Annotated in this window: 10 protein-coding genes and 1 pseudogene; 3 read left to right on the plus strand and 8 right to left on the minus strand. The window is 64.0% G+C overall.

Going from position 1 to position 12,216, the window contains the following annotated elements; all coding sequences use genetic code 11:
- Nucleotides 1-126: 126 nt before the first annotated feature.
- The 4 genes and pseudogenes from QIY50_14500 to QIY50_14515 form a co-directional block, all read right to left on the minus strand.
- Nucleotides 127-1,344 carry a DUF3422 domain-containing protein gene (locus QIY50_14500; protein WGV18674.1) on the minus strand — a complete coding sequence of 406 codons (1,218 nt, stop codon included), beginning with the start codon at nt 1,342-1,344 and terminating at the stop codon, nt 127-129.
- A 218-nt stretch (nt 1,345-1,562) separates the two neighbouring features.
- Complete coding sequence (locus QIY50_14505) at nt 1,563-2,993, minus strand: aldehyde dehydrogenase family protein (protein ID WGV18675.1); 1,431 nt, start codon at nt 2,991-2,993, stop codon at nt 1,563-1,565.
- Nucleotides 2,994-3,006: 13 nt separating this feature from the next.
- On the minus strand, nt 3,007-4,506 hold the full coding sequence (locus QIY50_14510) for a cytosine permease (protein WGV18676.1): 1,500 nt from the start codon (nt 4,504-4,506) through the stop codon (nt 3,007-3,009).
- A gap of 95 nt (nt 4,507-4,601) precedes the next feature.
- Nucleotides 4,602-4,992, minus strand: a pseudogene (locus QIY50_14515) (nuclear transport factor 2 family protein).
- Between the two features lie 179 nt (nt 4,993-5,171).
- On the opposite strand from QIY50_14515, the gene QIY50_14520 reads away from it, so the two are divergent.
- Nucleotides 5,172-6,173, plus strand: a complete 1,002-nt coding sequence (locus QIY50_14520) for a Fic family protein (GenBank protein ID WGV18677.1) — start codon at nt 5,172-5,174, stop codon at nt 6,171-6,173.
- Nucleotides 6,174-6,303: 130 nt separating this feature from the next.
- Here QIY50_14520 and ehuA read toward each other — a convergent pair whose 3' ends face one another.
- The 4 genes from ehuA to ehuB all read right to left on the minus strand — a co-directional run bounded on the left by ehuA (nt 6,304) and on the right by ehuB (nt 9,387).
- A complete protein-coding gene (gene ehuA, locus QIY50_14525; protein WGV23060.1) occupies nt 6,304-7,098 on the minus strand; it encodes an ectoine/hydroxyectoine ABC transporter ATP-binding protein EhuA in 795 nt (264 codons plus the stop codon).
- Nucleotides 7,099-7,157: 59 nt separating this feature from the next.
- The gene (gene ehuD / locus QIY50_14530; GenBank protein ID WGV18678.1) at nt 7,158-7,814 is read right to left on the minus strand and encodes an ectoine/hydroxyectoine ABC transporter permease subunit EhuD; all 657 of its coding nucleotides are present in this window, start codon (nt 7,812-7,814) and stop codon (nt 7,158-7,160) included.
- Entirely contained in the window at nt 7,811-8,470 is a 660-nt protein-coding gene (ehuC, locus tag QIY50_14535) for an ectoine/hydroxyectoine ABC transporter permease subunit EhuC (protein ID WGV18679.1), read from the minus strand. Before ehuC ends, ehuD begins: the two co-directional genes overlap by 4 nt.
- Before the next feature lie 62 nt (nt 8,471-8,532).
- Nucleotides 8,533-9,387, minus strand: a complete 855-nt coding sequence (gene ehuB, locus QIY50_14540; GenBank protein ID WGV18680.1) for an ectoine/hydroxyectoine ABC transporter substrate-binding protein EhuB — start codon at nt 9,385-9,387, stop codon at nt 8,533-8,535.
- Between the two features lie 240 nt (nt 9,388-9,627).
- Here ehuB and QIY50_14545 point away from each other — a divergent pair, with 240 nt between their 5' ends.
- Nucleotides 9,628-11,022, plus strand: a complete 1,395-nt coding sequence (locus tag QIY50_14545; GenBank protein WGV23061.1) for a PLP-dependent aminotransferase family protein — start codon at nt 9,628-9,630, stop codon at nt 11,020-11,022.
- Nucleotides 11,023-11,236: 214 nt separating this feature from the next.
- On the plus strand, nt 11,237-12,208 hold the full coding sequence (gene eutB / locus QIY50_14550) for a hydroxyectoine utilization dehydratase EutB (protein WGV18681.1): 972 nt from the start codon (nt 11,237-11,239) through the stop codon (nt 12,206-12,208).
- Nucleotides 12,209-12,216 lie beyond the last annotated feature (8 nt).

The following is a 12,216-nucleotide window of genomic DNA, read 5'->3' on the forward strand; positions in this document are numbered from 1 at the left end:
GGGCTGCTTTGCAGCCCATCGCGACACAAGGCCGCTCCTACAGGGAATGTGCAATCCAACCGGCTGCGCGATCCCTGTAGGAGCGGCCTTGTGTCGCGATGGGGCGCAAAGCGCCCCCCCCCGGCCTCAATGCTGCTTGGCCTGCCTGATCCTCAGCAAAATCACCAGCAACACCAACAGCACCGGCGGCGCCATGGCCAACACCCCATCCCGCGCCGTCAGCCCCAACCCCAGCACATTCAGCCCGCCATACAGCAGCTTGAACAAGTTCAGCAGGTAGTAGGTGATGGCAATGATCGACAGCCCCTCCACCGCCCGCTGGATCTTCACCTGGGCATCGGCGCGGGCATTGAGGCTGCGCAGGATCCCGGCGTTCTGTTCTTCCATCTCCACCTGTACCCGCGCCTGTAACAGGTCGCCCAGGTTGGCCACATTCTTCGCCAGTTGCTCCAGGCGCTGTTCGGTGGCCGCGCAGTAACGCACGGTCGGCTTGAACCGGCGTTCGATGAACACCCCAAGGCGCTGGCAGTCGCCCACATGGCTTTCCCGCAGCTCACCCAAGCGCTCGAACACCAGTTGCGCATAGGCTTGCGTGGCGCCGAAGCGGTGGCGGGTCTTCACTGTGCGGCTGACCACCTGGCGTGACAGGTAGGCAATGGCTTCCAGCAGCCCTTTGGAATCATGGCCATCGACCCCGGCACTGCGCTCCGAGAGGCTGACCAAGGTCTTGTCGAAGGCATCCAGCTTCTGGCTCAGGGCCTTGGCGGTGGTCAGGGTCAGCGAGGCCATCATGCGGTACGTCTCGATCTCCAGCAGGCGGCGGATCATGCGGCCCTGGCGATAGGCATTGAGGCGACGGTTGATGAACAGGAAGCGGTTGGTGCCGTCCTCGGTCAGGCGAAAATCGCTCCACACCACTGCATCGCCACCGCCGACGCAGGAGCCGCACGGGTCCTTGAAGCCGTATTGGGGCAACTCCAGTTCCTGCTCGTCACGGACCAGCACCTGCACAGCGTTGATCACTTGTGCCGCTTGCGCGGCGATAGCCTCGGCCAGCACCGGCGGCAGAGTTTTCCACGCGGTGTCGGCGGCAGTGCAGGGCACCACCAGGGTCAGGGTGAAGAACTCGGTGTGCCGCTCCCACTTGAACGGGTGGCCATCCAGGCGCGTGATGCCTTGGGCGGCTGCGGTGTCCAGGGCCTCCGGGCAGCAGCGTTGCAGCAGTGCCGCGCAGGCAGCATCGCCGCCGAGCAAGGCCAGGTGGAAGACATGCGCCGGGCCGTTGAAGTACAGCGACGGGCGGGCGTGCAGTTCATTGTGCAAGGCGGTGCGTTGAGGGTGCATGGGTGGTCCGGCCTGGTGTTGTGATTGTGGGGGTACCAGGAAGTGGGACTTTGCGCCGGGATGGGAAAGTCACGCGGGGGCAGAGTTTTGTGTCGCCTGTACCGGCCTCTTCGCGGGCAAGCCCGCTCCCACAGGGATAGCGCATGGCTTGAGGTCAATGCGGTCGGGGTGGGAACTGGCTTGCCGGCGAATGGGCCGCAAAGCGGCCCCTTGCGCTATCAGCCTAAACACCGCGTCACATGCTTGACCGACTGGTAGGCCGACAACCCCCACGGGCCCAGTTCACGCCCGATCCCGCTGCCCTTGGTGCCACCCCACGAGGTCTCGACGAACACCGCCTGTACCGAGTTGATCCACACATGGCCAACCTCCAGCGCATCGGCCACCCGCTCGGCGCGCTCCAGGTCGGCGGAGCACACCGTCGCCACCAGCCCGAAACGGCTATCGTTGGCCTCGGCAATCGCTTGTTCCTCGGTCGCAAAGCGACGCGCGCACAGCACCGGTCCAAAGATTTCCTCGGTCCACAGGCGGCTGTCTTTCGGCACATCGGCATACAACGTCGGGCTGACGAACCAGCCATCCCGGTCCAGCGCCTTGCCACCGGCCAGGCACTGCAGGCCTTCTTCCCGCGCCGTGGCAAAGTAGCCGGCCACCTTCAGCCACTGCGCCTGGCTGGTCAGCGGCCCCATGTCGACCTCTTCGCTCAACGGATTACCAACCCGCAGGTTTTCCAGTGCCGCCTGCAAGCGCGGCAGCAATGCATCGGCAATGCCGTCCTGCACCAGCAGCCGCGAAGTCGCCGAACACATCTGCCCGGCGTTCCAGGTGATGCCGGCGACGATCCATTCCACCGCCTGGCCCACGTCGCAATCATCGAACACCACGATCGCCGACTTGCCACCCAGTTCCAGTGTCACCGGCCGGCACTGCGCCGAAGCGCTGCGCATTACCTGGCTGCCGACACTGTTGCTGCCGGTGAACGACAGCTTGTCCAGGCCATTGTGGTTGCTCAGTGCAGCGCCGGTTTCGGCCTTGCCGTTGACGATGTTCAACACCCCGGCCGGCAGCCCCAGGGCATCGGCGATCTGGCCGTAGGCCTGTTCGATCAGCGGGGTGACTTCCGACGGCTTGAGCACCACGGTGCAACCGGCGGCCAGGGCCGGGGCCAGCTTCCAGGCGCTGGTCACCAGCGGGAAGTTCCACGGCACGATCAGGCCGACTACGCCCACCGGTTCCAGGCGTGTGCGAGCGCTGAAACCCGGCGCAGCCAACGGCACATCGCGGTTTTTCGAGGGCAGTTGCTCGGCCAGTTCGGCGTAGTAGCCGAAGGTGGCGATGGCGTCGTCCAGGTCGATTTCCGCCTCGTGACGTGGCTTGCCGTTGTTGCGCATCTGCAAGGTGATCAGCGATTCGCGGCGCTGCCCGAGTTGCTCGGCAAAACCGCGCAGGTAACTGGCGCGTTCGCTGACGCTGGTATTTTTCCAGGCGGGCAGGGCGCCACGGGCAGCGGTCACGGCCTGGTCTACCTGGGCGATGCTGGCGGCCATCAGTTCGGCGAACGGTTGCCCAAGGGCCGGGTCATTGACGCTGATGCAGTCGCTGCCCTGGCCTTCGACCCAGCGGCCGGCGATGTAGTGGGAAGTGGTCATGGTCGGTTTCCAGTCAGGCCATTTCGGCAGTGGTTACCGGCGTGTGCGGGGTGCTTTTGCAACGCACCCAACGCGGGCCCTGGGGGCCATACACGCCAGCAGGTTCGGGGAACAGGTTGAGCAGCAGCAGGTACAGCACACCAGCCAGCCCCAGGGTGACCGGCAGGCTCAGGTCGATACCGCCAGCCAGGTCGCCCAGCGGGCCGACGAACTGCCCTGGCAGGTTGACGAAGCACAGGCCCACCGCCGCGCTGGGGATCCACGCCCCCATGCCGCGCCAGTTCCAGCCGTGCAGGAACCAGTAGTGGCCGCCACGCTGGCCGCGTGTGAACACCTGCAGGTCGTCGGCATGGTAGAAGCCGCGGCGAGTGATCAGGCCGAGGATCATGATCACCATCCATGGGCTGGTGCAGGTGATGATCAGCACGGCGAAGGTCGACACGCTCTGCACCAGGTTGAAGGTGAAGCGGCCGATGAAGATGAAACCGATCGCCAGCACGCCGATCAGCAATGTGGCGCCGGCACGGCTGAGCAGGCGTGGGAACACGCTAGACATGTCCAGGCCGGTGCCATACAGCGCAGTGGTGCCGGTGGACATGCCGCCGATCACCGCAATCAGGCACACCGGCAGGAAGAACCAGCTTGGCGCCACCGCCAGCAGGCCACCGACGTAATTGTTGGCGGCGATGTAGTCCGGTGCCTGGGTGGCCACCAGGGTGGCGGTGCACAGGCCGAACAGGAACGGGATCAGGGTCGCACCCTGGGCCGCGATCACCGCCAGCATGATGCGCGCCTTGGGCGTTTCACGTGGGATGTAGCGCGACCAGTCGCCGAGGAACGCACCGAACGACACCGGGTTGCTCATGGCCAGGATCGCCGCACCGACGAATGCCGCCCAGAAGCCGGCCTGGCCGAGGTTGACGCTGCCCGCGTACGCGGCATCGAACGGCCCGGCAAAGGCAACGATGCCCAGCAGGAACAGCAGGCTCGAGGCCCACACGGCGATCTTGTTGACCCACAGCATGAAGCGGAAGCCGAAGATGCACACCACCAGCACCAGTACCGCGAACAGGCCGTAGGCCAGGCCCAGGGTCAGGTCGGTTTCCGGCAGGCCGGCCAGGCGCTTGGCGCCGCCGACCAGGGCGTCGCCCGAGCTCCACACCGACAGCGAAAAGAACGCCACTGCGGTGAGAAGCGACAGGAACGAACCGACGATGCGCCCGTGCACGCCAAAGTGAGCACCCGACGACACCGCGTTGTTGGTGCCGTTGAGTGCGCCGAACAGGCCCATGGGGGCGAGGATCAGCGCGCCTACGCCGACGCCGAGCAGGATCGCCCACACACCGGCCTGGAACGACAGCCCGAACAGCACCGGGAAGCTGCCCAGCACGGCTGTGGCGAAGGTATTGGCGCCGCCGAAGATCAGGCGGAACAGGTCCAGCGGGGAGGCGTCGCGTTGATCGTCGGGGATCTGTTCGACGCCATTGGTCTCGATACCGGTCGAGTGGCTCATGGTGATGCTCCAGCGCGGTTGTTGTGGGCCGGCGCAGTGCGCGGGCCTTCTTGTGGGTGCGATGGCAGGGCGGCAGGGCCGCGTAAAAAAGCAGATCAGGCCGGCGATACGACCGACAGGTGCTCGTGGCAGGCCAGCCAGCGTTCGCCGTGGCGGCGGAAGACGATGGTCTCGCGCTCGCTCAACTGGTGTTCTTCGCCGGCGATGCGGATGTGCGTGGCCACATCGTGCATGAAAACCGCCACGTCACCCTGCAGGCTCACCTGGGCAATTGCCCGATTCGCAGGCGAGCACGGCAAACCCTTCGGCCTGCCACTGGGCCCAGAGTTGCTCGTAGGCATGGCGCGACAGCAGCGGTTGCGGCAGGGTGTGGAAAAGGAAGGTGGCGTCTTCGCTGAAGCAGGCGAAATAGCGAACGGTGTCGTTGCTGGCGAACGCCGCAACGAGGTCGGCGGCAGCTTGCCGTACCTGGAGTGTCTGGTCCACGGGAGTGGCCTCACGGTTCTTGTGATTGTGGTGAAGCGATTCTGGTGGCGGTCGGTGAGGGGAAAAATCGCTGCGGGCAAATAATCAGTTCAGGAATTTGTGAAGTGATGGCTGCGCTTTCTTTACCCTCGCGTGATCCGTGGATTAAGGTGACAGCTGATCCCCATGGGCTGTAGGCAATGAGCAAATACCAACCACCACTGACGGTGACACCCCGTATTCTGGCTCTGGTTGCCGAAATCAGCGAGCAAGTGGGGTTGTTGACTGCCTACCGTGATGGCGCGCTGACGCCACAGCTGCGCCGAGGCAACCGTATCCGCACCATCCAGGCAACGCTCGCCATCGAGAACAACACCCTGAGCGTGGAGCAGGTAACCGCTTTGCTGGATGGCAAGCGGGTTCTGGGCTTGCCACGCGAAATCCAGGAAGTCCGTAACGCGTTCGCGACCTACGACGCGATGTCCGGTTGGCGCGCTGAGTCCCAGGACGATCTGCTCACTGCGCACGGCATGCTGATGCATGGGCTTATAGATGACGCTGGTCGCTACCGGCGTGGAGGGGTGGGCATCTATCGCGGCACTCGCCTGCTGCATATGGCGCCACCGGCCAGCCGGATGGCGTCGCTGATGCAGGATTTGTTGCACTGGCTCGCTAATAACGATTGGCATCCGCTGATTACCAGTTGTGTGTTCCACTACGAGTTTGAATTCATCCACCCGTTTGCTGACGGTAATGGGCGGATGGGACGGTTATGGCAGACCCTTCTCCTCAGCCAGTGGCGGCCGGTGTTGGCGTACCTGCCTGTGGAAACCGTTATTCGTGAGCAGCAGGACGCTTACTACGCTGCCCTAGCCGCCGCCGACCAAGCTGCAGAAGCAACCCCGTTTGTCGAATTTATGCTCGAGGCCTTGTTGCGGGCGCTTATCGAAGCAGAGGACAGTGACCAAGTAACCGACCAAGTAACCGACCAAGTAAGCGACCAAGTAGCGAGTCTCCTGAATGTGCTGCCTGCAGGCGTCGCTTTAAAGAGTAGCGAATTGATGCACCAACTGGGCCTCTCGCACCGTGCCACATTCCGCAAGAGTTACTTGTACCCGGCACTCGCTGCCGGGTTGATCGAAATGACCGATCCCGAATCACCACGGAGCCCCAAACAGCAATATCGGCGGGTTGCAAGGTAGGTTTCGCGCCGCACATCCTGTGGGAGCGGGCGTGCCCGCGAAGCATGCAACGCGGTGCATGGCACCGGCTTCGCCGGTGTTCGCGGGCGCGCCCGCTCCCACAGGGGCATACCGAAGCGACGATCGTCGGTCAGTTCGCCTCCCGCACTGCACTCAGGAATGCACGGGTCCGTTCCTGTTGCGGGTTTTCGTAGATCTGCGCCGGCGTCCCCTGTTCGTGGATCTGCCCTTTGTAGAAGAAGCACACCCGATCCGCGAACTCCCGGGCAAAGCCCATCTGATGCGTCACCATCAGCATGGTCAGGTTGTGCTCGCTGCCCAACCGGCGGATCACGTTCAGCACCTCGCCACACAGTTCCGGGTCCAGCGCCGAGGTCACTTCGTCGAACAGCATCACCTTGGGACGCATTGCCAGCGCCCGGGCAATCGCCACGCGCTGTTGCTGGCCACCGGACAACTGCGACGGGTAATGCTCGAACTTGTTGCCCAGGCCAACCATCTCCAGCAGCTCGGCAGCCCGTTCGCGCGCCTCGGCCGGCTTCACGCCCAACACCTGGACCGGAGCCTCGATCACGTTCTGCAAGGCGCTCATGTGCGGGAACAGGTTGAAGCTCTGGAACACCATGCCGATCTTCGCCCGCACTTTGCGTACATGGCGCTCGTTGGCGATGAGCTGCGCGCCGTTGCGCCCGGGCATGTGGGTGAGCGATTCGCCATCGACTTCGATCCTGCCCTGGTCGATCCCCTCAAGCGTCATCAGTACCCGCAGCAGCGTCGACTTGCCCGAGCCGCTGGGGCCGATGATCGCCACTTTTTCACCGGGGGCGACATCCAGGTTGAGGCCATCGAGCACGGTGAAGCTGCCGTAGCGTTTGGTCACGTCCTTGAAGCTGACGATGGGTTGGGCGATGGCCGGTGCGGGCATGGCGGTGTCCAACGGCAGGGTGGTAGTTGCGGTTGCGAGGTGGGTCACAGGCGCGATCATCAGCGGAGCTCCAGGCGCACTTCAAGGCGCCGCACGAGGTAGGCCAGAGCGACGCTCAAGGCCAGGAAGAACAGACCGACCAGGGTGATCGGCTCGAGGTAGCGGAAGCTTTCCGAGCCGACGTTCTTGGCCTGCTGCATGATTTCCACCACGGTGATGGCCGACAGCACCGGGGTGTCCTTGAGCATGGCGATCAGGTAGTTGCCCAGCGGCGGCAGAATCGGCCGGATCGCCTGGGGCAGAATGACCACCCGGTAGGCGGTCCACGGTGCGAAGTTGAGGGCGACCACCGCTTCCCACTGGCTGCGCGCCACCGAGTCGAGGCCGCCGCGGTAAACCTCGGCCAGGTAACAGGCGTAATGCACGCCGATACCGATGATGCCGGCCTGCATGGCGGTCATGTTGACCCCGTAGTTGGGCAGCACGTAATAGAGGAAATACACCTGGATCAGCAGCGGCGTACTGCGGATGAACTCGATCAGCAATGCCACCGGCCACGACAGCCAGGCCTGGCGGCTGCGCCGGGCGATGGCCAGGAACAGGCCCAGCACCACTGCGATCAGGAAGCCTACCAAGGTGATGCCCAGGGTTTTCAGCGACGCCTGCAGCAATGCGGGCAGGATTTGCGCGACGTAGTTCCAGTCCCAGAAATTCATGACAGGCTCCCCCGCAGACGACCACGGCTCAGGCGCCGTTCGACTCGACGCATGAGGAGGTTGATGACCTGCGCCAGGACGAAGTAGAGCAGCAGGGTAAGGCTGAAGATTTCCAGGGTCTGGAAGGTCGCCTGGTCCAGCTGACGGGCGCGGAAGCTCAGGTCCGACAGGGTGATCAGCGACACCAGCGAGGTATTTTTCAGCAGTTCGATCAACAGGTTGGTGCCAGGGGCGATGGCCGCCAGCAATGCCTGCGGCAGAATGATCCGCCGGAATCGGATGGAGGCGGGCATGTTCAGCGCGGTGCTGGCTTCGTACTGCCCCTTGGCCACAGAGCTGATCGCCCCGCGCATCACTTCGGCACCGTAGGCACCGATATGCAGCCCTAGGCCGACGATGGCCACGGTGTAGGCGCTGAGTTCGAGGTTGAACGGTGGCAGCGGCAATACGAAGAACAGCCAGAACAACTGCACCAGCAACGAGGTGCCACGGAACAGTTCGATATAGGCCACGCACAGCCAGCTTAACGGGCGCCATGACGAACGCCGGCCGAGGGCGGCGAGGATCGCGGCGACGATGGCCAACAGCGAGCCGAAGAAGGTGACCTGGATAGTGACCCAGGCGCCTTGCAGTAACAACGGTATCAATTCACCCATGGTTCGACCTGAATAATCGGATTACACAGGGAATGGCACGGCAAGCGCCATGCCACCTCGATTCACTGCTGGGCACAGAGCTCGGCGGCGGTCTTGTCTGTCACGTTGCTGCGGTCGAAGCCGAACGGCGCGACAGTCTTCAGATGCTCCTCGCTGCCCAGCCACTTCTTCATCTCGGCGTTGACTGCGTCGCGCAGGGCTTTGTCCTCGGGGCGGAAGGCCAGGGCACCATAGCCGGTGTGGGCCGGGTCATCCGTGAAGTCGCTGATCGCCTCGACCTTGTCGCCACCCTTTTTCGCCAGGCCCTTCATGGTCAGCTGGGTGCCCACGGCAGCATCGGCGCGGCCGGCGCGCACGGCCTGCAACTGGGCGGTGGTGTCCGGCACCTGAAGGATCTGCGCATCCGTGATGCCGGAGTCGCGGGCATAGGCGAGGTTGACCGTGCCGGCCATGATCGCCAGCTTCACGTCCGGGTTCCTGGCGATGTCGGCGTAGCTGTGCAGGTTCTTCGGGTTGCCCTGTGCCACCAGCAGGGTGTCCGGCAGGGCGTACTGCGGGTCGGTGAAGATCACCTGCTTGCAGCGTGCCGGGGTGATATACATGCCGGCGGCAATCACATCGAAGCGCCCGGCGCGCAAGCCCGGGATCAACGAACCCCACTCGGTGAGCACGCCATCGACCTGCTTGATGCCCATTTTCTCGAAGATGACCTTGGCGATTTCCGGTGATTCCCCGGTTACCCGGCCATCGGTTTCGGTGAAGGCGAACGGGGTTTCGTTGGCGTAGCCGATGCGGATATGGCTGGTTTCCTTGATCTCGTCCAGGCTGGCGGCCTGGGCGCTGGCGAGCACGCCAAAGGTGGCACAGGCCAACAGCAGGCGCTGGAAGGGGCGTGGAACGTTGAAAGGCTGGCTCATCAATGAAGCTCCTGTTTGTTATAAAAACCGTCGTCGACGGCTCTGTGTTAGGAGGCAGTGGAGCAAAACAGCGAAAGCAGGGTGGGTCGTTTGTTCGAGGCTGCCAGGCAGCGGGAGTTCGACCTTGGGCCGAGCATACAAAAGCTGAAACGGCGATGGCATTGCACTAGGACAATTGCCCGGGGCACTTGTACAGGGGATGCTGTGACCCTGGCCCTGGCAAGTGAAGCGAACATCATGATGCACAGTTGGAAGGCAGCCCTGGACGCGGCCCGCATCGGCGAGTCCAAATACAAGATCCTGGTCCAGGCCGTTACCGGCGAAATCGAGCGCGGCGTATTGGTACATGACCAGCGCCTGCCACCGCAGCGGCAGGTGGCCGATGCCCTGGGCATCAGCGTGCAAACCGTGACCAATGCCTACAAGGAGCTGGAGCGCCAAGGCCTGGTGCGTTGCGAGATCGGCCGTGGCAGTTTCGTCAGCCGGCGCATGAGCGACCGTGTGTCGGATGACATCATCGACCTGCCCGAGCGTACCCTGGTCGACTTCTCCATCACCCGCATCCTGCACACCCAGGTGCATGAACGCATCTGGCGCGACACCTGCGCCGAGCTGGCCGTGGAAGAGGAGCAGCCTTGGATCCATGCCTATCGGCCCATTGCCGGTTTCGAGAGCCATCGCGAGGCCGCGGTACGCTGGCTTGCCGGCTTGGGCATGCAGGTCGAGCGTGACGATGTGCTGGTCACCAACGGCGCCGCCCACGCCATCTTCCTGGCCCTGGCCTCGCTGGCCGGGCCGGATGATGTGGTGCTGTGCGAAGGGTTGACCGACCATGGCGTGATCGGCAATTCACAGGTGCTCGGTTTCACCCTCAAAGGCCTGGAGATGGACCGTGAGGGCATCAACCCGGAACATTTCGAGGATATCTGCAGCAACGAGCGGGTCACCGCGCTTGTGTGTACGCCCAACCTCAACAACCCCACCGTCAGCCTGATGCCCGACAGCCGACGCCAGGAGATTGCCGAAATTGCCCGGCGCTTTGGCGTGCATATCATCGAAGATGACGTTTACGGGCCGCTACTGGGTGGCAGCCATGCGAGGCCGCTCAGTGCCTATGCGCCGGAGCTGTCGTTTTACTGCACCAGCATGACCAAGTCGGTGCTGACCGGCCTGCGCGTGGGCTACCTGGCCATGCCCAAGCGCCTGGCGCTGCGCACCGAGAGCATCTTGCGGGTCAACAGCTGGATGGCCACGCCCCTGGTGGCGGAGATTGCCTCGCGCTGGATCAATGACGGGCGCGCCGCGCAGTTGGTGGCGCTACAGCGCACCTTGCTGGGCGAGCGTCAGGCGTTGTTGCGTGAATACCTGGGCGAATATGTGCGTGGTCAGCACGCCCATGCCTTGGGTGCCTGGTTGAACATTCCCGAGCGCTGGGAAGTGGACAGCCTGGTGCGCGCCTTGCGCCGTCGGCAGATTGCGGTGACGCCGCCAGAGCCGTTCCTGGTGCGCGGTACACCGCGGCCGCGGGCCGTGCGCTTGTGCGTGGGCGCCGAATGTTCCGAGGCAAAGCTGCGCCAGGCCCTGGGCGATATGCGGGAGTTGTTCGGGCAGTATCCACAGATCCACGAATTGTAACTGTCCTGTAGCGGCCTCTTCGCGGGCATGCCTGCTCCCACAGGTACGGCGCAGGGTTCAGGACGTGCGCGATTCCTGTGGGAGCGGGCGTGCCCGCGAAGAGGCCGGTGCAGGCAAAAACAAATTCCCCGACAAATTGCCCTAGTACATTCATCACGACAATTTTCGCCTCATACACTCCGCCCAACATCAGCTCACTTGTTGGGTCCCGGTCATGTCAGCGCTCTCGCTTCACGATCTCTACCTCGCCCGCCAGCGTATCCACGGCCTGGTGCGCAGTACGCCGCTGGAACTTTCCCCCAGCCTGTCACGGCACCTGGGCACGCCGGTCTACCTGAAGCTCGAAGCCCTGCAGACCACCGGCAGCTTCAAGCTGCGTGGCGCAAGCAATGCCATCGCCGCACTCAACGCTGAACAACGCGCATGCGGCGTGGTCACCGCCTCCACCGGCAATCACGGCCGGGCGGTGGCCCACGCTGCTGCGCAACTGGGTGTGAAGGCAACCGTGTTTCTGTCGCAACTGGTGCCAGGCAACAAGGTCCAGGCCATCCGCGACCTGGGTGCCGAGGTGTGCATCGTCGGCCACTCCCAGGACGATGCCCAGCAGGCCGCGCAACAATATGCCGAGCAGCAGGGGGCGGCACTGATTCCACCCTTCGATCACCCTCAGGTCGTCGCCGGGCAGGGCACGTTGGGCCTGGAAATCATCGAGCAGTTGCCCGAAGTGGAGCAGGTGCTGATTCCGCTCTCCGGGGGCGGCCTGTTCGCGGGTGTGGCATTGGCCATGAAGAGCATCAAGCCTTCGATCACCACCCATGGCATCAGCATGCAGCGCGGCGCGGCGATGCACGCCAGCCTGCAAGCCGGGAGGCCGGTCGAGGTAGAGGAGTTGCCGACCCTCGCCGACTCGCTTGGCGGCGGCATCGGCCTGGGCAACAAACACACCCTGAGCATGACCCAGCGCCTGCTCGACCAACTCCACCTGCTGCCGGAAGCCTCGATCGCCAATGGCATGCGCCACGCCTACCAGCACGAACGGCTGGTAGTCGAAGGTGCCGGTGCAGTCGGCATCGCCGCGCTGCTTGATGGCCTGGTGACGGCCCGCGGCCCGGTCGTGGTGCTGGTCAGCGGGCGCAACGTCGACAGCGCACAGCATCAGCGCGTCATCAACGGCGGCGACGCCTGAAACTCACG

The organism is Pseudomonas putida (genome assembly GCA_029953615.1).
GTDB lineage: Bacteria > Pseudomonadota > Gammaproteobacteria > Pseudomonadales > Pseudomonadaceae > Aquipseudomonas.

Bases quoted from the DNA above. Each gene is read 5' to 3' on its own strand.
- QIY50_14500 (WGV18674.1), bottom strand. From the start codon at position 1,344: ATGCACCCTCAACGCACCGCCTTGCACAATGAACTGCACGCCCGCCCG.
- QIY50_14505 (WGV18675.1), bottom strand. From the start codon at position 2,993: ATGACCACTTCCCACTACATCGCCGGCCGCTGGGTCGAAGGCCAGGGC.
- QIY50_14510 (WGV18676.1), bottom strand. From the start codon at position 4,506: ATGAGCCACTCGACCGGTATCGAGACCAATGGCGTCGAACAGATCCCC.
- QIY50_14520 (WGV18677.1), top strand. From the start codon at position 5,172: ATGAGCAAATACCAACCACCACTGACGGTGACACCCCGTATTCTGGCT.
- ehuA (WGV23060.1), bottom strand. From the start codon at position 7,098: ATGCCCGCACCGGCCATCGCCCAACCCATCGTCAGCTTCAAGGACGTG.
- ehuD (WGV18678.1), bottom strand. From the start codon at position 7,814: ATGAATTTCTGGGACTGGAACTACGTCGCGCAAATCCTGCCCGCATTG.
- ehuC (WGV18679.1), bottom strand. From the start codon at position 8,470: ATGGGTGAATTGATACCGTTGTTACTGCAAGGCGCCTGGGTCACTATC.
- ehuB (WGV18680.1), bottom strand. From the start codon at position 9,387: ATGAGCCAGCCTTTCAACGTTCCACGCCCCTTCCAGCGCCTGCTGTTG.
- QIY50_14545 (WGV23061.1), top strand. From the start codon at position 9,628: ATGCACAGTTGGAAGGCAGCCCTGGACGCGGCCCGCATCGGCGAGTCC.
- eutB (WGV18681.1), top strand. From the start codon at position 11,237: ATGTCAGCGCTCTCGCTTCACGATCTCTACCTCGCCCGCCAGCGTATC.